The 24594-nt window shown below is 62.9% G+C and carries 13 protein-coding genes; 5 read left to right on the top strand and 8 right to left on the bottom strand.

The window, feature by feature from the left end; all coding sequences use genetic code 11:
* Positions 1–108: 108 nt before the first annotated feature.
* From relA to HBO19_RS13980, 4 genes are all read right to left on the bottom strand, one after another.
* Positions 109–2352 (bottom strand): GTP diphosphokinase, encoded by a 2244-nt coding sequence (gene relA, locus HBO19_RS13995; protein WP_169956980.1) that lies wholly within the window; start codon positions 2350–2352, stop codon positions 109–111.
* 120 nt (positions 2353–2472) lie between these two features.
* On the bottom strand, positions 2473–3825 hold the full coding sequence (rlmD, locus tag HBO19_RS13990; protein ID WP_170057705.1) for a 23S rRNA (uracil(1939)-C(5))-methyltransferase RlmD: 1353 nt from the start codon (positions 3823–3825) through the stop codon (positions 2473–2475).
* Positions 3825–4727 carry a cysteine synthase CysM gene (gene cysM / locus HBO19_RS13985; RefSeq protein WP_170057704.1) on the bottom strand — a complete coding sequence of 301 codons (903 nt, stop codon included), beginning with the start codon at positions 4725–4727 and terminating at the stop codon, positions 3825–3827. The genes rlmD and cysM overlap by 1 nt, the downstream gene beginning before the upstream one ends.
* A 193-nt stretch (positions 4728–4920) precedes the next feature.
* Positions 4921–13542, bottom strand: a complete 8622-nt coding sequence (locus HBO19_RS13980; protein WP_170057703.1) for a retention module-containing protein — start codon at positions 13540–13542, stop codon at positions 4921–4923.
* A 466-nt stretch (positions 13543–14008) separates the two neighbouring features.
* On the opposite strand from HBO19_RS13980, the gene HBO19_RS13975 reads away from it, so the two are divergent.
* The 3 genes from HBO19_RS13975 to HBO19_RS13965 are packed head-to-tail and all read left to right on the top strand — an operon-like array spanning position 14009 to position 18915.
* Positions 14009–15367: a TolC family outer membrane protein gene (locus HBO19_RS13975; protein WP_169955621.1), complete on the top strand. Its 1359-nt coding sequence runs from the start codon at positions 14009–14011 to the stop codon at positions 15365–15367.
* A 22-nt stretch (positions 15368–15389) separates the two neighbouring features.
* On the top strand, positions 15390–17549 hold the full coding sequence (locus HBO19_RS13970; RefSeq protein ID WP_169955620.1) for a type I secretion system permease/ATPase: 2160 nt from the start codon (positions 15390–15392) through the stop codon (positions 17547–17549).
* 10 nt (positions 17550–17559) lie between these two features.
* Complete coding sequence (locus HBO19_RS13965) at positions 17560–18915, top strand: HlyD family type I secretion periplasmic adaptor subunit (protein WP_169955619.1); 1356 nt, start codon at positions 17560–17562, stop codon at positions 18913–18915.
* Positions 18916–19035: 120 nt separating this feature from the next.
* On the opposite strand, the gene HBO19_RS13960 is transcribed toward HBO19_RS13965, so the two are convergent.
* Positions 19036–19632: a DTW domain-containing protein gene (locus tag HBO19_RS13960; protein ID WP_170057702.1), complete on the bottom strand. Its 597-nt coding sequence runs from the start codon at positions 19630–19632 to the stop codon at positions 19036–19038.
* A 2-nt stretch (positions 19633–19634) separates the two neighbouring features.
* Entirely contained in the window at positions 19635–20528 is an 894-nt protein-coding gene (locus tag HBO19_RS13955; RefSeq protein WP_169955617.1) for a LysR family transcriptional regulator, read from the bottom strand.
* 287 nt (positions 20529–20815) lie between these two features.
* On the opposite strand from HBO19_RS13955, the gene speB reads away from it, so the two are divergent.
* Both speB and HBO19_RS13945 read left to right on the top strand, forming a co-directional pair.
* Entirely contained in the window at positions 20816–21766 is a 951-nt protein-coding gene (gene speB / locus HBO19_RS13950) for an agmatinase (protein ID WP_170043278.1), read from the top strand.
* A gap of 51 nt (positions 21767–21817) precedes the next feature.
* Positions 21818–23200, top strand: a complete 1383-nt coding sequence (locus tag HBO19_RS13945; protein WP_170043277.1) for a sodium:solute symporter — start codon at positions 21818–21820, stop codon at positions 23198–23200.
* A gap of 197 nt (positions 23201–23397) precedes the next feature.
* Here HBO19_RS13945 and HBO19_RS28490 read toward each other — a convergent pair whose 3' ends face one another.
* Positions 23398–23520, bottom strand: a complete 123-nt coding sequence (locus tag HBO19_RS28490; RefSeq protein WP_003210728.1) for a PA1414 family protein — start codon at positions 23518–23520, stop codon at positions 23398–23400.
* Between the two features lie 139 nt (positions 23521–23659).
* Entirely contained in the window at positions 23660–24553 is an 894-nt protein-coding gene (locus HBO19_RS13940) for a LysR family transcriptional regulator (protein ID WP_170043276.1), read from the bottom strand.
* Between the last annotated feature and the right edge of the window lie 41 nt (positions 24554–24594).

The following is a 24594-nucleotide window of genomic DNA, read 5'->3' as shown; positions in this document are numbered from 1 at the left end:
CGCGATGCAGGCACCTCGGTATCGGGTAGACCGAGGCGCCTGCATCGCAGGCAAGCCAGCTCCTACACAAGCCCGCTCCCACATTTCAGGCCGCACTCATCCAGCGACTCATGGCGTGCGGTTACGCCGGGTCTCGATGATGTTCGGCAACTGGGAAATACGCCCCAGCAGCCGCCCCAACGCGTCCAGCCCCGGAATCTCGATGGTCAGGGACATCAACGCAGTGTTGTCCTCCTTGTTCGAGCGGGTGTTGACCGCCAGTACGTTGATCCGCTCGTTGAGCAGCACTTGCGAGACGTCACGCAGCAACCCCGAACGGTCGTAGGCGCGGATGATGATGTCCACCGGGTAGGTGAGCACCGGCACCGGGCCCCAGCTGACCTGGATAATCCGCTCCGGCTCGCGCCCGCCCAGTTGCAACACCGAGGCACAATCCTGGCGGTGAATGCTCACCCCACGGCCCTGGGTGATGTAGCCGACGATCGCGTCGCCCGGCAACGGCTGGCAGCAGCCGGCCATCTGGGTCATCAGGTTGCCCACGCCCTGGATCTGGATATCGCCGCGCTTGCCCGGCTTGTAGCCCGTGGCCTTGCGCGGAATCAGCTCCAGTTGCTCGCTGCCGCGCTCCGGTTCCACCAACTGCTGGGCCAGGTTGACCAGTTGCGCCAGGCGCAAGTCGCCGGCGCCGAGGGCGGCGAACATATCCTCGGCAATCTTCATGTTGGCTTTTTCGGCCAACTTGTCGAAATCCACCTGGGGCAGGCCCAGGCGTCCCAGTTCGCGTTCGAGCAGGGTCTTGCCGGCGGCGACGTTCTGGTCCCGCGCCTGCAGCTTGAACCAGTGGACAATCTTCGCCCGCGCCCGCGATGTGGTGATGTAGCCCAGGTTCGGGTTCAGCCAGTCGCGGCTCGGCGTGCCGTGCTTGCTGGTGATGATCTCGACCTGTTCCCCGGTCTGCAGGCTGTAGTTGAGCGGCACGATGCGCCCATTGATCTTGGCGCCACGGCAGTTGTGGCCGATCTCGGTGTGCACGCGATAGGCGAAGTCCAGCGGCGTCGCGCCCTTGGGCAGGTCGATGGCGTGGCCGTCGGGGGTGAAGATGTAGACCCGGTCAGGCTCGATATCCACCCGCAACTGCTCGGCCAGGCCGCCGATATCGCCCAGTTCCTCGTGCCACTCCAGCACTTGGCGCAGCCAGGAGATTTTCTCTTCGTACTGGTTGGAGCCCGCCTTGACGTCGGTGCCCTTGTAGCGCCAGTGCGCGCAAACCCCCAGCTCGGCTTCCTCGTGCATGGCGTGGGTGCGGATCTGCACTTCCAGCACCTTGCCCTCGGGGCCGATCACCGCGGTGTGCAGCGAGCGGTAGCCGTTTTCCTTGGGGTTGGCGATGTAGTCGTCGAATTCCTTGGGAATATGCCGCCACAGGGTGTGGACGATGCCCAGCGCGGTGTAGCAATCGCGCATTTCCGGTACCAGCACACGCACGGCGCGCACGTCGTAGATCTGGCTGAAGGCCAGGCCCTTGCGCTGCATTTTGCGCCAGATCGAATAGATGTGCTTGGCGCGACCGCTGATATCGGCCTCGACACCGGTGGCCTGCAACTCCGAGCGCAACTGGCCCATCACATCGCTGATAAAGCGCTCACGGTCCAGCCGCCGCTCATGCAGCAGGGTGGCGATCTGTTTGTATTGATCGGGTTCGAGGTAGCGGAAGGACAAGTCCTCCAGCTCCCACTTGATATGGCCGATCCCCAGGCGGTGGGCCAGGGGCGCATAGATGTCGAAGACCTCGCGGGCGACACGGTTGCGCTTTTCGTCATCGGCGGTTTTCACCGCACGGATCGCGCAGGTGCGTTCGGCCAGCTTGATCAGGGCGACGCGCACGTCGTCGACCATCGCCACCAGCATCTTGCGCAGGTTTTCCACCTGGCCCTGGGTGCCCAGCACCATCGACTGGCGCGGGCTGAGGCTGGCGCTGATCGCGGCCATGCGCAGCACGCCATCGATCAGCTTGGCCACCACCGCGCCGAAACGCTGGCTGACCAAGGGCAACGCGATATGCCCTTCGCGCACGCCGCGATAGAGCACCGCGGCGATCAGCGAATCCTGATCCAGCTTGAGGTCGGCGAGGATCTCGGCGATTTCAAGCCCGGTACGAAAACTGGAGGTTCCTTCGGCCCAAAGATTCTTGGCCGCATTGTCTTGCTGTTCAGCCTCGCGAGCGAACTCGCAGGCGGCTTTCAAGGCTTCACGGTCCAGTGCCGGATCGACACTGATGGCATGATCCAGCCATGCCTCGAGATTGATACTGCCGTCGGTGTTGATCGGCTGGTGTGCTCTCACCTGTACCATCTTGCTTACCTTCCCTACGACGCGCCTGTAGCGCGTCAAAATCGCTGACCCTTGTACCGCGAACTCCCTGGCAGGTCACAGGCCCTGGAGAACGCAGGCCAGTCGGACTAAGCGAGCATCCTAGCTCGCTTCAAATAACGCCATCGCCTCGACATGCGCGGTTTGCGGAAACATATCGAGGATCCCGGCACGTTTTAGCCGGTAGCCTTGCTTGACCAACTCGACAGTGTCCCGCGCCAGCGTGGCTGGATTGCAGGACACATACACCAGGCGATCAGCCCCCAGAGTGGCGAGCTTGCGCACAACCTCCAGGGCACCATCGCGGGGTGGGTCCAAGAGTACCGCACAAAAGCCTGCTTTGGCCCATTGCGCATCACTCAAAGGCTGGGACAAATCGGCCTGAAAAAACTGCACATTATGCAAATTATTGCTGCCGGCGTTGAGGGCTGCGCGGTCCACCATGGCCTGCACGCCCTCTACCGCCACCACTTCACGCACTTGGCGAGCCAGGGGCAAGGCAAAGTTGCCAAGGCCGCAGAACAGGTCCAGCACCCGTTCGTCGGAACGCGGGGCCAACCAATCCAGCGCCTGGGCCACCATCGCCTCGTTGACCCCGGCATTGACCTGCACAAAATCCCCCGGCCGGTACGCCAGCTCCAGGTCCCACTGCTCCAGACGATAGCCCAGGGCCGCCCCGGCCGCGAACGGCTGCGGCTCGCCCTCGCCATGCAGCCACAACTGGGCGTCATGGAACCCGCAGAATTCTTGCAGCACCAGCAGGTCTGCCTCCGACAGGGGCGCCATATGCCGCAGCAACACGGCAATCGACGAGCCACTGAACAGTTCCACATGCCCCAGGGCCTGAGGTTTGCTCAGGCGCCGCAACATGTTGGGCAGGCGCTGCATGATCGGTTGCAAGGCCTGTACCAGCACCGGGCAATCATCGATGGCGACGATGTCCTGGCTGGCCACGGCGCGAAAACCCACGTCCAGGCGCTTGGCCTTGGCATCCCAACGCACGGCGACCCGCGCCCGGCGGCGATAGCCGAACTCGGGGCCGCTCAACGGCGCTGCCCACTCCTGGGGCTCGACCCCGGCAACACGGGACAATTGCTCGGCGAGCATGCGCTGTTTCAGGGCAAGCTGTTCGGCATGGGGCAGGTGTTGCAGGCTGCAACCGCCACAACGGCCAGCATGCACGCACGGCGCCGGGCGGCGCAGTTCGCTGGCCTGGAACACCCGCTCGGTGCGGGCCTCGACCACTTTGCCATGGGCTCCGAGCACCCGCGCCTCGACCTCTTCGCCGGCCAGGGCGCCCACCACAAACCAGGTGCGACCTTCGAAAAACACGATCCCCCGGCCGTCATTGGCCAGGCGCTCGATGGTCAGGCGTTGTTTCTTGCCGACCGGGATTTGGGGCGCCCGGCTGCCGCCCGTGGGCTGGAAGCGCAGGCCTCGCTCTTGCTTGGCCATCAGTTGGGCGCGTCGAAAATGCCGGTCGACAGGTAACGGTCGCCTCGGTCACAGATGATCGCGACGATCACCGCGTTTTCCAGTTCTGCAGACAGGCGCAACATGCCGGCCACGGCGCCACCGGAGGACACGCCACAGAAGATGCCTTCTTCACGGGCGAGGCGACGGGTGGTGTCTTCGGCTTCGCGCTGGGCCATGTCGATGATGCGATCGACGCGGGCAGCGTTGTAGATCTTGGGCAGATACTCTTCGGGCCAACGACGGATCCCCGGGATCGCCGCGCCTTCCATCGGTTGCAGGCCAACGATCTGGATCGCCGGGTTCTGCTCCTTGAGGTAGCGCGAGTTGCCCATGATGGTGCCGGTGGTGCCCATGGAGCTGACGAAATGGGTGATGGTGCCCTGGGTCTGGCGCCAGATCTCCGGGCCGGTGCTGGTGTAGTGCGCCTCGGGGTTGTCACCGTTGGCGAACTGGTCCAACACCTGGCCACGGCCTTTGGCGGCCATGCGCTCGGCAAGATCGCGTGCGCCTTCCATGCCCTCTTCCGGGGTCACCAGTACCAGCTCGGCGCCATAGGCGGTCATTGCGGCCTTGCGCTCGGCGCTGCCGTTGTCGGGCATGATCAGGATCATTTTGTAGCCTTTGATCGCCGCGGCCATGGCCAGGGCGATCCCGGTATTACCGGAAGTGGCTTCGATCAGGGTGTCGCCGGGCTTGATCTGCCCGCGCTGCTCGGCACGGGCGATCATCGACAGCGCCGGGCGGTCCTTGACCGAGCCCGCCGGGTTATTCCCCTCGAGCTTGAGCAGCAAGGTATTGCTGGTGTTACCCGCCATGCGCTGCAAGCGGACCAAAGGTGTGTTGCCGACGCAATCGGCGATGGTTGGGTATTGCAGGGTCATGGCGTATTCGCAATCCAGACTGCGGGGGCGCCTATCATACCGGCAAACGCTGGCGGGCCATATCACGCAAAGTATGGTGCTTATAACTCAATGCGCTAACAGCGCCAAAAACGCCTGTCGGCGATGGCGACCTATTGATCGCCATCGTCGGCAAGCCGGCTGCTGCACAGTGTTTTGCGTTGCAAGGATCCGCTCAGACCGTATCCACCTTCAACGAATGGTCATTCAACATCCCGTTGATGATCGTCGCGGTATCCGCGCCACCCGCAATCAGCCCGCCCGCACCCGGTGTCACACCGTATTGGGTCGCCAGGTTGACCCCGGCCAGGTCGATGGTCTGGGTCGGCGTGGCACCGGCCACGGCGCTGATGTCGATGGTGGTCAACAACGTGGCCCCACTGCCCGTGACCTTGAAGTGCAGGTAGTCATCCAGGGACGCCGCCGTCGCATTCTCCCCTTGCAACAATTGCGAGAGGTCCAGCTTGTCGGTGCCCACGCCAAAGTCGGTGATGACATCGTGCCCGCTGTTGCCCGTCAGGTACTGGAACGTATCGGCACCAGGGCCACCGGTCAGGGTGTTGTTGCCCGGGCCGCCGATCAGGATGTCATCGCCACCCTCGCCCTTGAGGGTGTCATTGCCCAGCCCGCCGGAGATCAGGTTGTTGTTGCCGTTGCCAGTGAGGAAGTCATTGAAGTTGGAACCCACCAGGTTTTCCAGGGCCATCAATGTATCGGTCCCGGCCCCGCCGGTGATTTGCGCGCTCGCCAGGCCAAGGTTGACGGTCACGCCTGCCGTGGCGTGGGCATAGCTGACCGTATCGATGCCCGCCCCGCCATCGAGCAGGTCGTTGCCGATGCCACTGAACAGCAGGTCATTGCCATTGCCGCCGTGCATCTCGTTGTTGCCGTTACCAGCGCTCAGCACATCGTTGCCGTCGCCGCCATTGAGGATATTGTTGCCCGCTCCGGCCAGGATGATGTCATCGCCGCTGGTCCCGTTGAGGGTGGTGCCGGCCTGGTAGCTGATGTCCACGGCAGCGCTGTCACTGCCGCCGTGGTTATCGCTGACCGAGTAGTTACCGTGGTAGTCCGGCGTGTAGTCCTGGGCGCCGGAGTAGTTGATCTTCATGCTCAACTGGTAGTTTTCGGCGCTATTGACCCCGCTGCCTGTCGGGTTGGTGACGTTGGTGATATGGATCTGATAGGTGCTGTCCATCGCTGCAGCAGGCAAGGTCGTGCCATCGGGAATGACGGTCTCGGGGCCGCCATTGATCGAGTACGCCATGATGACGTTACCGCTCGCCAGGTTGTGATCCAGGTTGAGGGTTTCACCCGCCTTGAGGCTGACCGTAATGCGGTCTTCGGCATTACTGTTGCCGACCGCGCCGAGGTTACCGCTGACCACGAGTAAAGCGGTCATGGCCGCCGAGTCGCGGGCAAAGGAGGTACGCACATCCGCCAGGGTTGTGCTGCTGGGGTTGATGAACGATCGGCTCCCCGACCCGGTAAAGCTGACGCCCTTGGTGGCCACCCAGCCGGTTGGAAAACTGGTAGGAATAGCCGTCAGGTTGTCATGGTTGGCATCACTGTCATTGGCCAGCAGCAACTCGGCAGGCACCACGATATTGCCCGACAGGATATTGGTGATCACATGGTCGTCACCGGCCACCGGCGCCACGTTGGGGTTGACCTTGACCACCAGGCTGGAACTCGCCAGGTCGCCGTCGTTGTCGCTGACGATCACCCCAAAGGTTTCGGTGACCAGCGAGCCGGTCAGCTTGGGCGGTGTGTAGCGGAACTCGCCGTTGTCCATGTCCACTATCAGCGTGCCGCCCTGGTTGGTGGTGATGGTGACGCTGTTGCTGACGGTGTCGAACGTGCCATGCCCGCCCGGCAGGTTGGCGCTCATCGAGCCCCCCGCCGCGGGGTTGTAGGTGTAGGTGATGCCGTCCACCGTGAGGGATTTGACGAAGCCACCATCGGCACCGAACGAGCCGTCCGTCAGCAGGCTGCCGGTGACCGGCGCGCCCTGTACCGTACCGGCCAGCACCGCATCCAGGCCCGCCAGGTTGGCCACTACCACCGCGTTGGTGTTGGTGTGGGTGCTGCCGTCGTAGGCCACCGGGTCCAGGTAAATACTGTTGACCCCCGCCCCCAGGCCAATGGCATAGGCCTTGATGCCGTTGGCATCGAGGAAGGCGCGCCATACACCTTCTTCAGTGGCGTCGATCCCATCACCGTATTCCGGGTTGACCACGTTGCCGGGGTTGTTCGGGTTATTGGTGTTGGACGTGGTGGGGTTACCGTCCGAGAAGAAATACGCCACGTTCTGCGCACCTTCCAGCTTGCCGGCAGTGCCGTAGGCGGTCTGCGCGGTGCCGAGGGCCGAATCGTAGTTAGTGCCGTTGAACGCGGTGAGGCCGTTGACCAAGGACTTGGCCGTGGCGACGCTGACCCACTGGCTGCTCAATTGCTGGGAGCTGTCATTGAAGGTCACGATCTGCACCTTCACATCACCCATCTCGTCATAGCGGTTGAGCAACTCGACGATGGAGGCCTTGGCCAGGTCGAGCCGCGAACCACCGGCCCCGGACGGGTCGTTCATGCTGCCGGAAATATCGATGATCAGCAGCAGGTTGGAATCTACCTCCGTGGCCGTGACCTCACGTGCGCTGGACACCACTTTGGGCACGTCATCGACGATGCTCACCACGATGCTGCTGGTGGTGGAGTTGCCCAGTTGGTCGGTGGCCTTGTAGGTGAAAGTCTCGGTCAGCACATTCGGCCCATCGTTGCTGTTGGGCAAAGTCTTGGGAGCCGACGTCAGGGTGTAGGTGTAGGTGCCGTTGGGGTTGAGCAGGATCTGCCCATAGCTGCCCGTTGCGCTGCCCACCAGGCTGAAACTCAACGGGCCACTGCCACCCGTGGCCGACCCCACCAGGGTGCCGCTGGCGGTTTCGCTGGTGGCGGTCGGGTCGCTGCCGACCACGGTGCCGGGCGCCAGGTCCTGGCCGTCGAGGTTCAAGTCCAGGGCTTTCTCGTAGACCGTGACGTCGCCGTCGACTGTCGCCACCAGGCCGCTGTCGGCCACCGTAATGGTCAGGGTCGTGGTGCTCAAGTCACCGTCGCCATCGCGCACGGTATACACGAAGGTATCCACGGCTCCCGGCGGGCTCACCGAGTTGGGGTTGCTGTGGTACACGGCATTGCCGTTCGCATCCAGGGTCAGGTAACCGAAGTTGCCGTTGATATTCACGCCCAGGCCACCACTGGCCGGGGTGCCGGTATTGCTCCCCGCCCGCACCCCGACCACCGCGCCGGCCAACGTGGGGCTATCGGCGCCGCCGACGTCATTGCCCAGCACATTGGCGCTGACCACACCGCCTTCTGCCACCGAGCGCACGTCAGGGTTGGCGGTGGGCAGGTCGTCGATGATGTTGATATCGATCGTGCCCGTGGCCGTATTGGTGTCGTAATCGCTGGCCGTGACCGTGATGTGCTCGGGCAGGCTGTTGTCACCGCTGGCATTGGGGTGCATTTCATTGTCGAGCAGGGTGTAGCGGTAGCTGACCACCCCGGTGTTGGGGTCGTAGCCGACCACCGTAAAGTTGTTGCCCAGCAGGGTGCCTTCCGACAGCGGGAAGGTGGCTACGACGCCGTTGGTCACCACGTTCAGGCCGCCGACCGTGAGGTTCTTCAAACCGTCCAGGGCCGTCACGGTGAAGGTACCGGTCTGGGTCAGCAAGGGGGTGTTGGGGCTGGAACCATCGATCAGGTTTTTTTCAAAGACGGTCAACTCACCGCCGGTGAGGTCCAGACCGGTCAGCACCACCGGATCGTTGTTGTTATGCACCTGTAGCACCAGTTTGGCGGTGCTGGTATCGCCATCGCTGTCGTTCAACTGATAAGTGAAGGTCTCGGTGCCGTTCCCCCCACCGTGAAGGGCGACGAATTGTGGGTCGGTCTTGTCGAGGGTGTAGGTGTAGCTGCCATCGGCAAACAGTTGCAGGGTGCCGTAGGTGCCGACGATGGTGTTTGGCGTAACCGGGCCGGTGGCGATGCGGTCGGCGCCTTGTACGTCGTTACCGAGAACACTGCCGCTGAGGATGAGCTGGCTTTCGGAGGCGATACCCGCCGGATTGTCGTCGACGGCTTTTGGCACATCGTCGACCACATTCACGTCCAGGGAGCCATTGGCACTGCTGTTGTTGCTGTCGGTCGCAACCACCGCAAACGACTCACTGATGCTATTGATACCCGCGCCGGTTGGGTGGCTGTCAGTGCCGTTGAGGGTGTAGCTGTAGCTGATCACCCCAGTGCTGGCGTTGTAACCGGTGATGGTCAGGGTGTTGCCGAAGCCGGTGGGTTCCGACTGCGGGAACGTCGCGGCGACGCCGTTGGTGACGACGCTAATCCCGCCCACAGTAAGGTTTTTCAAGCCGTCCAATGCCGTCACCGTGAAGGTGCCGGATTGGGTCAGCGCAGGCCCGTCAATAGCACTGCCCAGCGGCAGGTTTTTCTCGTAGACCGTGACTTCGCCGCCGGTGACGTCTAAGCCGGTCAACACCACCGGGTCGTCGTTGTTATGCACTTGCAGCACCAGGTTCGCGGTGCTGGTATCGCCGTCGCTGTCGTTCAGTTGGTAGGTGAAGGTTTCAGTGCCGCTGCCACCGCCATTTAGGGCCATGAACTGCGGGTCAGTCTTGTCCAGGGTGTAGATGTAGCTGCCGTCGGCGAACAGTTGCAGGGTGCCGTAGGTACCGACGATGGTGTTTGGCGTAACCGGGCCGGTGGCGATGCGGTCGGCGCCTTGTACGTCATTGCCCAGCACGCTACCGCTCAGGGTCAGCAGGCTTTCGGAGGCGATGCCTGCGGGATTGTCGTCAACAGCTTTTGGCACATCGTCGACCACATTCACGTCCAGTGAACCGTTGGCGCTGCTGTTGTTACTGTCGGTCGCAACCACCGCAAACGACTCACTGATGCTGTTAGTTCCAGCGCCGGTTGGGTGGCTATCGGTGCCGTTGAGGGTGTAGCTGTAGCTGATCACCCCAGTGCTGGCGTTGTAACCGGTGATGGTCAGGGTGTTGCCGAAGCCGGTGGGTTCCGACTGCGGGAACGTCGCGGCGACGCCGTTGGTGACGACGCTAATCCCGCCCACAGTAAGGTTTTTCAAGCCGTCCAATGCCGTCACCGTGAAGGTGCCGGATTGGGTCAGCGCAGGCCCGTCAATAGCACTGCCCAGCGGCAGGTTTTTCTCGTAGACCGTGACTTCGCCGCCGGTGACGTCTAAGCCGGTCAACACCACCGGGTCGTCGTTGTTATGCACTTGCAGCACCAGGTTCGCGGTGCTGGTATCGCCGTCGCTGTCGTTCAGTTGGTAGGTGAAGGTTTCAGTGCCGCTGCCACCGCCATTTAGGGCCATGAACTGCGGGTCAGTCTTGTCCAGGGTGTAGATGTAGCTGCCGTCGGCGAACAGTTGCAGGGTGCCGTAGGTACCGACGATGGTGTTTGGCGTAACCGGGCCGGTGGCGATGCGGTCGGCGCCTTGTACGTCATTGCCCAGCACGCTACCGCTCAGGGTCAGCAGGCTTTCGGAGGCGATGCCTGCGGGATTGTCGTCAACAGCTTTTGGCACATCGTCGACCACATTCACGTCCAGTGAACCGTTGGCGCTGCTGTTGTTACTGTCGGTCGCAACCACCGCAAACGACTCACTGATGCTGTTAGTTCCAGCGCCGGTTGGGTGGCTATCGGTGCCGTTGAGGGTGTAGCTGTAGCTGATCACCCCAGTGCTGGCGTTGTAACCGGTGATGGTCAGGGTGTTGCCGAAGCCGGTGGGTTCCGACTGCGGGAACGTCGCGGCGACGCCGTTGGTGACGACGCTAATGCCGCCCACAGTCAGGTTGTTCAGGCCATCCAACGCCGTCACGGTGAAGGTGCCGGATTGGGTCAACGCAGGCCCGTCGATAGCACTGCCCAGCGGCAGGTTTTTCTCGTAGACCGTGACCTCCCCGCCATTCACCTCGAGTCCCGTCAACACCACCGGGTCGTCGTTGTTATGCACCTGCAACACCAGGTTCGCGGTGCTGGTATCACCGTCGCTGTCGTTCAGTTGGTAGGTGAAGGTTTCAGTGCCACTGCCACCGCCATTCAGCGCCATGAACTGCGGATCAGTCTTGTCCAGGGTGTAGATGTAGCTGCCATCGGCGAACAGTTGCAGGGTGCCGTAGGTGCCGACGATGGTATTTGGCGTGACGGGGCCGGTAGCGATGCGGTCGGCGCCTTGCACGTCATTGCCCAGCACGCTGCCGCTCAGGGTCAGCAGGCTTTCGGAGGCGACACCCGCTGGATTGTCATCGACGGCTTTGGGCACGTCGTCGACCACATTCACGTCCAGTGAACCGTTGGCGCTGCTGTTGTTGCTGTCGGTCGCAACCACCGCAAACGACTCACTGATGCTATTGGTGCCCGCTCCGGTTGGGTGGCTATCGGTGCCGTTGAGGGTGTAGCTGTAGCTGATCACCCCAGTGCTGGCGTTGTAGCCAGTGATGGTCAGGGTGTTGCCGAAGCCGGTGGGTTCCGACTGCGGGAACGTCGCGGCGACGCCGTTGGTGACGACGCTAATGCCGCCCACAGTGAGGTTTTTCAGGCCGTCCAATGCCGTCACGGTGAAAGTGCCGGATTGGGTCAACGCAGGCCCGTCGATAGCACTGCCCAGCGGCAGGTTTTTCTCGTAGACCGTGACCTCCCCGCCATTCACCTCAAGTCCCGTCAGCACCACCGGGTCGTCGTTGTTATGCACCTGCAACACCAGGTTCGCGGTGCTGGTATCACCGTCGGCATCCGTCAAGGTGTAGGTAAACGTCTCCGTCCCATTGCCGCCACCGTGCAACCCCAGGAAGTCGCTGTCGGCCGGGTTCAGCGTGTACACATAAGTGCCATTCGCCGCCAACTCCAGCGTGCCGTAGAGCCCCGTGAAGGAGCCCGGCGTCACCGGCCCGGACGCGACCCGATCAGCGCCTTGCACGTCATTGGTCAATACCGTGCCGCTCAGGGTCAGCAGGCTTTCGGAGGCCACTTGTGCATTGCTGTCATCGGCAGCTGTCGGTACATCGTCCACCACACTCACGTGCAGGGTGCCGGTGGCGGTGCTGTTGTTGGTGTCATTGGCGATAACGCTGAAGCTCTCGGTCAGCTCATTCACCCCTCCCGCCGACGGGTGCGCCTCGGTGCCGGTCAGGGTGTAGCTGTAGCTGATCACCCCGGTGGCCGGGTCAAACCCGGTGATGGTCAGGGTATTGCCCAGGCCGGTGGCGATCGATTGCGGGAAGCCGGCGGCGACACCACCGGACACCACGTTGATACCGCCCACGGACAGGTTCTGCAAACCGTCCACGGCCGATACGGTCAGGCTGCCGGTGCGGGTCAGCGCGCCAGCGTCGGGGCTGCTGCCATCCACCAGGTTTTTTTCGTAAAGGGTCAGGTCAGCGCCATTCACGCTGATGCCGCCGATCACCACCGGGTCGTCGTTGTTGTGCACTTGCAGCACCAGGTTGGCGGTGCTGCTGTCGCCATCGGCGTCGGTCAGGGTGTAGGTGAAGGTTTCCGTGCCATTACCGCCGCCCTGCAGCGCGACAAAATCAGGGTCGGCGCTGTTCAACGTGTAGGTGTAGCTGCCATCGGCCGCCAGCACCAAAGTGCCATATTGACCCGTGAACGTACCGCCCGTGATCGGGCCACTGGCGACTCGGTCGGCGCCCTGGGTGTCGTTGTCCAGGACGTTGCCGCTGAGGGTCAACAGGCTTTCCGAAGCGCTGCCCTCATGGCTGTCATCCAGCGCCTTGGGCACGTCATCGACAATGGTGATATCCAGCGAGCCGGTGGCGGTGTCGTTATCGCTGTCGGTGGCCACTACCGCAAATTGCTCGCCCAGGCTGTTGGTGCCGCCACCTGACGGATGGGCCTCGTTGCCGGTCAAGGTGTAGCTGTAGCTGATCACCCCGGTGGCCGCGTTATAACCGGTGATGCTCAGGGTATTGCCCAGCCCGGTGGTGATAGTTTGCGGGAAGCTGCTGGCCACCCCGCCGCTGACCACACTGATGCCGCCCACCGTCAGGCTTTGCAGACCATCGGGCGCTGTGACGCTGAAGGTGCCGCTTTGCACCAGCGCCGCCGGGTTGCTGGCCGAGCCTTGGGCAAGATTGGCCTCGTTGAGCGTCAACTCGCCGCCCTCGACCTCCAGCCCACCCAGGCTCACCGGGTTGTCGGGAGGCACCACCACAGGCTGGCCGTTGCCGGTGTCCGGCTGGCCGGCGACCTGGAACAACGGGAACTCGGGAATCCCACCAAACCCTGCCGTAGGAAAGCCGATGACCGGCTCCACGCGCCCGGCGACTTCGGTCAACAGCACAAAGGAGTGCCCGCCGCCCAACTCACCCGCCGCCGTGCTGCCGGTTTGCCCGGCAGCCGTGGCTTCAGCGGTCTGGGTCGGGTCGTCACCGGCGGCGATGGCTTTTTGCAACTGCTGCACATCGGTCAACTGCGCCTGGCTCGGCGCAAGGTCTTCGGAGGCGTGAATCTGCGGCGCCTGGCCAGCCAGCAATTGCGGGGAAAGGCCCAGGCTGCTGTCGCGCCCCAGGGTCAGCTCATGGCCGTTGGTCAGTTGCACCGCCACCGCACCGGCCGCGCCGGTCTGCAGTTGCTCGCCGGCAAACAGTCGGTCGCCTTCGACCAGGCTTCGGCGGCTGCCATCTCCCGCCACCGCGAAGACTTCCCCAACCACCTTGCTGACAACACCGATTAACTTGGCCATGTGCTTATCTCCCTGTCCGACCCCAGTAGTCGGCACCTCGGTTACGTGCACAAGCGCAGTGGATCGGGTGGCCCGCAGGTGGCACAAAACTGATTCAAATCAGCCGCCAACCAGCGTTTTGACCTACCTGCAGAGAGCCTTCCAAGGGAACAAGTGACAAAAAACCGTCACCCTGAAATTCCCTTTTTTCCGCTACCCCATCATCCGCTTGCACTTGCGATTGAACTTTCCAAGAGCCTCAAAACGCGCCGAAGCGCACATAACTCAAGGCTTGTGCTTTGAACAATGTCTTGCTTCGCGCAGAACGCATAAGTTTTTTTGGACATAACCATTATGAGAAATCCTTCTTAGGTCCTCCCGCAAATGTTCTTAGCTCTGTTGTTACAAGCCTGAGACGGTTTGACCCCTTAAATTCGTCAAATAAATGGCGACAGACCAGCAACATTGATACACAGGAGAGGTACCCATGCGCGTCTTTACCCCCCTCTGCAGCGCGATTCTGATCGCCATGGCCTGCACCAACACCCAAGCGATGTCGCTGACCCAAGCGATCCAAAGCACGCTGGACACTCACCCGGAACTCAATGCCAGCCGTAATAGCCGGCTGTCGGCTGATGAAGATGTGAAAGTCGCCAAGGGCGGTTTCTACCCCAGCCTCGACCTCAACGCCGCCTACGGCCGCGGTTACAGCGACAACAGCACCACCCGCGCCCGTGGCGGCAACCACCACACCGAGACCGACAACTACACCCAGTCGGAACTGCGCCTGCGTCAGATGCTGTTCGACGGTTTCAACACCTCCAACGAAGTGCAGCGCACCGGGGCGGTGGTCAACTCCCGCGCCTATTACACCCGGGGCACCGCCGAAAGCCTGGCCCTGCGCACCGTCGAGGTGTACCTGGAAGTGCTCAAGCGCCGCGACCTGCTGACACTGGCCAAGAACAACCTGCAGGCGCACCTGCGGGTCACCGACCAGATTGGCCTGCGCACCGAGCGCGGCATCGGCAGTACCGCTGACCGCGATCAGTCCACCGCCCGCCGGGCCCTGGCAGACAACAACTACCAAACCGCCCTGGTCGACCTGCAAGACGCCGAATCGAACTTCTACAGCGTGGTCGGGCGCATGCCGGACGAACTGGAAAGCCCGGCCTCGATCAAGGGCGAACTGCCCAGCGACCAACTCGGCGCCCGGCGCAGCATGCTGGAGAACAACCCCTATCTGAAATCGGCCCAGTCCGACGTGATGGCCGCCGAGAGCCAGTACGAAGTGGCCAAGTCGCCGTTCTACCCACGCTTCGATGCCGAGGCGGCGGTGGGTGCCAATAACAATGTGCAGGGCGACCTGGGCCACGACAACGAATGGCGGGTGGGCGTGGTGATGAACTACAACCTGTTCCGTGGCGGCAGCGACAAGGCCCGCCTGGCGTCGGACTCGCACAAGATCAACCAGGCCATGGACATCCGCAACAACGCCCTGCGCATGCTCAACGAGAACCTCAACCTGGCCTGGCATGCCATGGACAACGCGCGCATCCAGACCCCCACCGCCCGCGAATACGCCGAAACCACCCAGCGCGTACGCGCGGCCTACCAGGACCAGTTCGGCTTGGGCCAACGCACCCTGCTGGACCTGTTGGACAGTGAAAACGAGCTGTACAACGCCAATCGGCGCTACACCGAAGTGCGCTACACCGAAGAGTTCTCCATGTACCGCGTGCTGGCCAACATGGGCGAGTTGCTGAACAAGGAGCGCGTGGTGGTGCCGGCCGAAGCCATTGCCCAGTCGGAAGTCAGAAGCGAAGCCCACCTGCCTGACCTGAAGTAGCCAACACGTGGAGCAGATCGCCGTGAGCCAGATGGAACCGCTGAACCCGGGTGTCGACCCGCGCCAGAGCTTTGATGACCCGTTGCTCGACGGCCTGCTGATCCTGTGCAAGCTGCACGGCTGTACCGTCAGCCGCTCCAGCCTGAGCGCCGGCCTGCCCTTGGCAGAGCAACGCCTGAGCCTGGACTTGCTGCCACGGGCGGCGGCCCGGGCCAGCTTGCAGGCGCGGGTATTGCGCCGGGACTTGAAGGCCATCTCGGCGTTGAACCTGCCAGTGCTGTTGCTGCTCAAAGAAGGCCGCTGCGCGGTGCTGCGGCGCTGGGGCGAGGATGGCCAGGCGCTGATCCTGCCCAGCGAAGCCGAGGGCGGCGAACAGTGGGTCAGCCGCGAGGAGCTCGAGGCGGCCTACAGCGGCCAGGCCCTGTTCGCCCGGCCCCGGCACGAGATCGAAGACCTGCGCGCGCCGCTGGTGCCACGGGTCGAGGCGTGGTTTCGCGACACCCTGAAGCTGTCGCGCTGGCTGTACAGCGATGCGATCCTCGCCAGTTTGCTGATCAACCTGCTGGGCCTGATGGTGCCGCTGTTCGTCATGCAGACCTACGACCGCGTGGTGCCGAACCAGGCCACCTCGACCTTGTGGGTGCTGGTGATCGGCCTGCTGATCGGCACGGGCTTCGAGCTGGTGCTGCGAGTGGTACGCGCCCATCTGCTGGACACCGCCGGCAAAAAGACCGATGTGATTCTTTCCGCCACCCTGTTCGAGCGCATCACCGGCATGTCGATGAAAGCGCGCCCCGCGACCATCGGCGGTTTTGCCCAGAGCATCCATGACTTCCAGGGCCTGCGCGAATTCCTCACCGCCGTGACCCTCACCAGCCTGATCGACCTGCCTTTCGCCGTGCTGATGCTGGTGGTGATCGGCCTGCTCGGCGGCTGGCTGGTGATCATCCCGTTGTGTGCGTTCCCGCTGACCATCGGCTTTGCGATGCTGATCCAGGCGCGCCTGCGCGACACCGTGCAAAAAAGCCTGAGCCTGGGCGCCGAACGCCAGGCGCTGTTGATCGAAACCCTCAGCGGCCTGGAAACCCTCAAGGCCTGCAGCGCCGAAAGCGAGCGCCAGCACCAGTGGGAAAGCACCCACGGCGCCCTCACCCGCCTCGACAGCCACGCGCGCAACCTCTCGGCGCTGGCCACCAATGGCACGCTGTTCATCCAGCAGTTTTCCGGGATGGCCACGATTGTCGCCGGGGTCTACAGCATCATCGCCGGCAGCCTCAGCGTCGGCGCGCTGGTGGCCACCTACATGCTCGGCAGCCGGGTACTGGCGCCGCTGGGGCAGATCGCCGGGTTGATCACCCGCTACCAGCAGGCGCAGTTGACCATGCGCAGCACCGACGCGCTGATGGCCCTGCCCCAGGAGCGCGACCCGCAGCAGCGCCCACTGGAACGCACGCAACTGAGCGGCGCCCTGGAAGTCAGCCAGGTCACCTTCCGCTACGCCGGGCAAAATGCCCCGGCCCTGAGCCAGGTCAGTTTCCAGCTCAAGGCCGGCGAACGCGTGGGGATTATCGGCCGCAGCGGCTCGGGCAAAAGCACCCTGGGCCGCCTGGTGATGGGTTTTTACGCGCCAGAAGAAGGCCAGTTGCTGCTCGATGGCCTCGACCTGCGCCAATTGGATGTGGCCGACCTGCGCCAGCAAGTCGGCTATGTGGCCCATGACCTGCCGCTGTTGGCCGGCAGCCTGCGCGACAACCTGACCCTGGGCGCGCGCTACATCAGCGATGCGCGGATGCTCGAAGTGGCCGAATTGACCGGTGTCAGCGAACTGGCCCGCCAGCACCCTCAAGGCTTCGACCGGCCGGTGGGCGAGCGCGGGCAGTTGCTGTCCGGCGGCCAGCGCCAGGCGGTGTTGCTGGCCCGCGCGCTGCTGCTCGACCCGCCGATCCTGCTGCTGGACGAACCCACCAGCGCCATGGACAACAGCAGCGAAGAAACTCTGCGCCAGCGCCTGGAACTGTGGGTCAAGGGCAAGACGTTGCTCTTGGTCACACACCGCACCTCGATGCTCAGCCTGGTCGACCGCCTGATCGTGCTGGACAACGGCCGCATCGTTGCCGATGGTCCCAAAGAAAGTGTGATCGATGCTCTGCGCAAGGGCCGTGTCGGCTCGGCCGCCGTCTAGGAGCCCCACCATGTCAGCCACTCCCACGTCACCGGGCTATTTCAAGAGTTTTGGCAAAACCGCCGACAGCGAATTCATGCCCGAACTGGCGGGCGCTGCGCTGCAGGACTCGCCGCGCCGCTCACGGATTATCGTGTGGCTGACCGCCGGCCTGATCATCTGCGCCCTGCTATGGGCCAACTTTGCCGTACTCGATGAAGTAACCATGGGCGAAGGCAAGGCCATCCCGTCGAGCAAGGTGCAAGTGATCCAGAACCTGGAGGGTGGCATCGTCACCCAGATTTATGTGCGTGAAGGGCAGATGGTGGACAAGGGCGACAAACTGCTGCAACTGGACGACACGCGGTTCCGCTCGAACAAGGGCGAAAGCGAAGTCGACCGGTATGCCCTCACCGCCCAGGTCGAGCGCCTGTCGGCCGAGGCCGAGGGGCGGCCGTTCAAATTGTCCGATGAAGTGATCGCCAAGGCCCCGCAAGTGGCCGAAGACGAACGTTCACTGTTCGAACAACGCCAGCGCCGCTTGAGCAGCGAGCAACGGACCTTGAGTGAACAACTGCGGCAGAAAACCCAGGAACTGGCGGAGTTTCGCTCCAAGCAGGGCCAATTCAGCTCCAGCCTGGCGCTGTTGCAACAAGAGATGAACATGTCGGCGCCCCTGGTGGGCACCGGTGCGGTATCGCCGGTGGAAATCCTGCGCCTCAAACGTAGCGCCGTGGAGATCCGCGGTTCGCTGAACGCCACCACCCTGGCGATCCCCCGGGCGGAATCGGCGATCAATGAGATCAAGAGCAAAATCGACGAATCGGTACAGACCTTCCGCTCGGAAGCCGCCAAGGAACTCAACGAAAAACGCACCGACCTGTCAAAAATCACCGCCACCAGCATCGCCATCGATGACCGCGTCAGCCGCACCACCGTGGTCTCGCCGGTGCATGGGGTGATCAAGCAATTGAAGGTCAACACCATCGGCGGCGTCGTCCAGCCAGGCAGCGACATGGTGGAAATCGTCCCGCTGGAAGACAACCTGCTGATCGAGGCCAAGGTGCGGCCCCAGGACGTGGCGTTCTTGCATCCGGGGCAGAAGGCGATGGTCAAGTTCAGTGCCTATGACTACACCATCTACGGCGGGCTGGCGGCGAAACTGGAACTGATCGGCGCCGATACAATTACCGACGACAAGGGCAACAGCTTCTACCTGATCCAGGTGCGCACCGATAAGAACCATCTGGGTGGGGAGAAAAAACCGCTGCTGATCATCCCGGGGATGGTGGCGACGGTAGACATCATTACCGGGGAGAAAAGCGTGTTGGATTACTTGCTCAAGCCGGTGTTGAAGGCACGCACGGAGGCGATGCGCGAGCGTTAGCGGTGTTTGGGTGGGCGCCATCGCCGGCAAGCCGGCTCCTACACTGACCGCGCATGTCTTGAGCAACGCGGTCAATGTGGGAGCTGGCTTGCCAGCGATGGCCCCACCTCGGTGCCCCTGCTAGTCACCCCCATGATTGCGCTGGAAAACCTCTTCCCCCATCGCCGCAATCTGCCCCTCGATCAGCGCCTCGAACGGCCGCAACAAGGGCTCGAATGACTGCGGCGCCTCCAGCACCTGCAACGCCTGCACGATCGCCTCCACCGTCGACAGCGCCCCCGGCCCCGGTGCCTTGCGCAGCCGGTAGCGGGACACGGCCCCTTCAGCCAGCGTCACCCGTGGCAACGCCGCCAGCAGCGGGTTGAGGTGCAGCAACTTGCGCGCCTTGCGCCAGGTGCCGTCGGGCACCACCAGCAGCAACGGCTGACTGGATGGGCTGTAGGCCTGCAAAGGCGGCGCATCCTCGGCGGGAAACAGCAGCCGCGCCTGATAACCCGGCGGGTTGAGCAAGGTCTGCAAGTCTTCGAATATTTCACCTACCACCAGTTGCGCATTCACCAGGCCCAACGCGGCCAGGCGTGCGGTGTTGAGCGCATGGTTGACCTCGCTGGGATGCTGCAACAGCAACACCCGGGTGCGGCTGTCGAGGCGCGGGATCAGTGCGCACAGGCAGTGGGTGGTTGGCCGCAGGCAGCGGGGGCATTGGGGTCTGGACATGTTCAGGCCTGATTGAGCTGTGCTTTGAGTAAATCGCGGAAGGTCTGGATCAACGGCTCGCGGCTGCGCCCACGGCGCATGATCAGCGAAAACGGCGCCTGGTAGCCAAAGGTCGCCGGCAGCAGCACCCGCAAGTCGCCCTTGTCGGCCCAGGCCTGGGCGTAGTGTTCGGGCAAATAGCCGATGTAGGCGCCGGACAGCACCAGGATCAACTGCGCCTCCATACTTTCTACGGTGGCGGCGCTGTGCTTGAAGCCGTGGCGCGCCAGTTCCGCCTGGCTCCAGTAACCGCGCCCGACCATGCGTTGCTGGGTGATCACCTGCTCCGGAATGCGCCTTTCGCTGAACAGCGGATGCCGCGAGCTGCAATAGAGCCAGTGCTGTTCGCGGTACAGCGGCATGTAGACCAAGCCGCTCATGCGGTTGGAGAAGGCGCCGATGGCGAGGTCCAGGCGATTGTCCTGCACCCCCAGTTGCAGTTCGTAGGGGCTCATGACCGATAAGTGCAGATGCACCGCCGGGTGCTCAAGGCTGTAGGCGCCGATGACTTCGGCGAATGGCAGGGCCTTGTCGCTGACCGTGGAGTCGAGCACACCCAGCTTGAGCGTGCCGCGCAGTTCGCCCTTGAGCGCCGCCGCGTATTGCTCGAAGCCCTCCAGTTCGCCCAGTAGGCGCAGGGTCTCCTGGTGAAACAACTCACCCTTGCTGGTCAGGCTGAAGCCGCCACGCCCGCGATGGCACAACACCAGGCCCAAGGCGCCTTCCAGCTGGCTCATGTAAGTACTGATGGCCGAGGTCGACAGGTTGAGCTCGTGCTGGGCACTGGCAAACCCTTGGTGGCGCACCACGCTTGCGAAGATGCGCAACAGTTTCAGGTCGGGCAAGGCGCTGGCCATGGAACCTCCAGGCAAAAAATCGGCTGACAGGCCCATTCCCTGTAGGAGCGAGCTTGCTCGCGAAAAACCTGAGAGCGCCGCGTACATTCTGAATGCCCGCGTAATCGTTAACGTTTTTCGCGAGCACGCTCGCTCCTACAGGGAACAGGGTTTGCAACCCGGTGGAGTCTACCCCAGGCATTAGTTCAGAAAAATCTGAACTAAGTATTTCCCCACAGCGATTCTTCCCTTGTCTGACATTTCGCAGAATCGACCCCTGATAACCACAACAACGATGAGGCCCTGCCGTGGACAAGATCTTTCACCAACCACTGGGCGGCAACGAAATGCCGCGCTTTGCCGGCATCGCCACCATGATGCGCCTGCCCCACCTGCAAACCGCCGCCGGCCTGGATGCGGCCTTTATCGGTGTGCCCCTGGACATCGGCACTTCACTGCGCGCCGGCACCCGCTTCGGGCCGCGTGAAATCCGCGCCGAATCGGTGATGATCCGCCCCTACAACATGGCCACCGGCGCTGCGCCGTTCGACTCGCTGTCGGTGGCCGATATCGGCGATGTGGCGATCAACACCTTCAACCTGCTGGACGCCGTGCGCATCATCGAAGAGTCCTACGATGAGATCCTCAAGCACGATGTGATCCCGCTGACCCTGGGCGGCGACCATACCATCACCCTGCCGATCCTGCGGGCGATCCACAAGAAGCACGGCAAGGTCGGGCTGGTGCATATCGATGCCCACGCCGACGTCAACGACCATATGTTCGGCGAGAAAATCGCCCACGGCACCACCTTCCGCCGGGCCGTCGAAGAAGGCCTGCTCGATTGCGACCGCGTGGTGCAAATCGGCCTGCGCGCCCAGGGCTATACCGCCGAAGACTTCAACTGGAGCCGCAAACAGGGGTTTCGCGTGGTCCAGGCCGAAGAGTGCTGGCACCACTCCCTCGCGCCGTTGATGGCCGAAGTCCGGGAGAAGGTCGGCGGTGGCCCGGTGTACCTGAGCTTCGACATCGACGGCATCGACCCGGCCTGGGCGCCGGGCACCGGCACCCCGGAAATCGGCGGGCTGACCACCATCCAGGCGATCGAGATCATCCGTGGCTGCCAGGGCTTGGACCTGATTGGTTGTGACCTGGTGGAGGTTTCGCCGCCCTACGACACCACCGGCAACACCTCGTTGCTGGGCGCCAACCTGCTGTACGAAATGCTCTGCGTACTGCCGGGCGTCACGCACCGTTGATGTAGCGCTACCTGATCAGTCAATAAAAACAATAACTGGAGAAGCGCCACCATGGCCCTGGATCTGTTCGTCGTACTTATCTACGCCGCCGGCATGCTTGTGCTCGGCTATTTCGGCATGCGCCGGGCCAAGACCCATGAAGACTACCTGGTCGCCGGGCGCAACCTGGGGCCGACGCTGTACATGGGCACCATGGCCGCGACGGTGCTGGGCGGCGCGTCCACGGTGGGCAGCGTGCGCCTGGGCTATGTGCATGGCATTTCCGGTTTCTGGCTGTGCGCGGCGCTGGGCACAGGGATCATTGCGCTGAACCTGTTTCTGGCCAAACCCTTGCTCAAGTTGAAAATCTTCACCGTGACCCAGGTCCTGGAGCAGCGCTACAACCCCACGGCCCGCCAGGCCAGCGGCCTGATCATGCTGGCCTACGCGCTGATGCTGGCGGTGACCTCGATCCTGGGGATTGGCACCGTATTGCAAGTGATGTTCGACCTGCCGTTCTGGGCTGCCATCCTGCTGGGCGGTGGCGTGGTGCTGGTGTATTCGACCATCGGCGGCATGTGGTCGCTGACCCTGACCGATATCGTGCAGTTCGTGATCAAGACCATCGGCCTGATGTTTATCCTGCTGCCGATCTGCCTGTACCGCGTAGGCGGCTGGGATGAGCTGGTGGCCAAGCTGCCGGCGGCCAGTTTCAGCTTCACCAGCATCGGCTGGGACACCATCATCACCTACTTCATGATCTACTTCTTCGGCATCCTGATCGGCCAGGACATCTGGCAACGGGTATTTACCGCCCGCGACGCAAAGGTCGCCCAGTATGCGGGGACCTTCGCCGGTTTCTACTGCATCCTCTACGGCCTGGCCTGCGCCCTGATCGGCATGGCGGCCCACGTGCTGATCCCGGACCTGGACAACGTCAACAACGCCTTCGCCGCCATCGTCAAACTGTCGTTGCCCGATGGCCTGCGCGGCCTGGTGATTGCGGCGGCCCTGGCGGCGATGATGTCCACCGCCAGCGCCGGCCTGCTCGCCGCATCCACCGTGCTTACCGAGGACCTGCTGCCGCGCCTGCGCGGCGGCAAGCAGTCTAGCCTGAACATCAACCGCCTGTTCACCCTGCTGACCGGCTGCGCCGTGCTGGCTATCGCCCTGGTGGTCAGCGATGTGATCAGCGCACTGACCCTGGCCTATAACCTGCTGGTTGGCGGCATGCTGATCCCATTGATCGGGGCGATCTACTGGAAACGTGCCACTACGGCGGGCGCGATCAGCGCCATGGCATTGGGGTTTGTCACATCCCTGGGGTTCATGATCAAGGATGGTTTGGAGGCAAACACACCGATCTACTACAGCCTGGGCGTGAGTGTGGTGAGTTTTGTGCTGGTGAGTGTGCTGTCGCGTCGGCCAGAGGTGGCCGCGGCCGACGCAGCCTGAGTGAAGCTGGCTTGAGCGGGTGCGATAAACACCAAACAAAAAATGGGAGCGGGCTTGCCCGCGATTACGGTAGGTCAGTCAAACTTTCAGTGACTGATTTAGCGTAATCGCGAGCAAGCCCACTCCCACATCGAATCTGCGGTGTTGCGTGCTCCTACAACCGCGCTCAAACCCTGTGTCTGAGCGCTTTTGCGGACTTACCTGCGACGCGGGCGGCGCTGTTCGTCATCGGTGCGGATTGGCACCGGTTGCAGCGGTGGCTCGATCAAGCCGAGTGCGACGCCGAGGTCGTGCAGCCAGTTTTGCAGTTTTTCTTTCATGGTGCCCCCTTTGAGGGTAGTGCCGAGCAGCTGGAATTCTGTGGCTGCTTCCTACAGATAGTAGTACTAAGTCCTACGCAATGCTTGCCTGAAACCGCAACGAACCATTACTGAATTGATACAAATCCTGACGGGGTGGTCAGGCAATCGCGTGCGCCTGCTGTTCTGGACGCGTCTTGCCCGCTTGCTGCAGGTCAATCCACGCGTTGAGATTAGCGCCGAGCATGCCCTTGCGCCACATCAGCCAGGTGGTGGCATGGGCAAATGGCTCGGCCAGGGGGTGGATCGATACACTGTCCTTGCCCGGCAGACTGTCGAGCATCGACTCGGACATCAACGCGACCCCGGAACCGGCGATCACGCACGCAAGCATGCCTTGATAGGACTCGATCTCGATGGCCCGGCCCATGGCCACGCGATCGTGGGAAAACCACGCCTCCAGGCGCGCCCGATAGGAACAACTGCGTCGGAAGGTGAACACCGCGCGCCCGGCCACATCCTGCGGGCCGCGTACCGGTGGGTGGTCCGCCTCGCAAATCAGCAGCAAACGTTCCTCGCACAATGGCACACCATCCAGGGTCGCCAACGCCAGCGGGCCATCCACCAATGCCGCATCCAGGCGCCCGGTGATCAGGCCCTCGAGCAGCTCGCCACTGGGCGCCGACTGCACTTGCAGGTTCACCATCGGGTAAGCCTTGTGATAGCGCGCCAGCAGTTTTGGCAAATGGATCGCGGCGGTGCTGTACATGCTGCCCAGCACAAAGTCCCCGGCCGGCTGCCCGCCCTGCACGGCGCCGTGCGCTTCATCATGCAGGGCCAACAGCCGCGTGCTGTAGTCGAGCAGCACCTTGCCCGCGGGCGACAGTTGCAGGCGCTGGCGCTCGCGCACGAACAACTCGACACCCAATTGCTCTTCCATTTGCTTGAGCCGGGTCGAAAGGTTCGACGGCACCCGGTGCAGACGCTCTGCAGCACGGGTGATGGAGCCCTCCTCGGCCACGGCCTGGAAAATACGCAATTGGCTGAACTCCACGACCATTCTCCTTAACTGAACAAGTTACTCAGCATTATTCA

The sequence above is a fragment of the Pseudomonas sp. WS 5021 genome, from assembly GCF_012985535.1.
Taxonomy (GTDB): domain Bacteria; phylum Pseudomonadota; class Gammaproteobacteria; order Pseudomonadales; family Pseudomonadaceae; genus Aquipseudomonas.
This window is presented reverse-complemented; position numbering and strand designations above follow the sequence as displayed.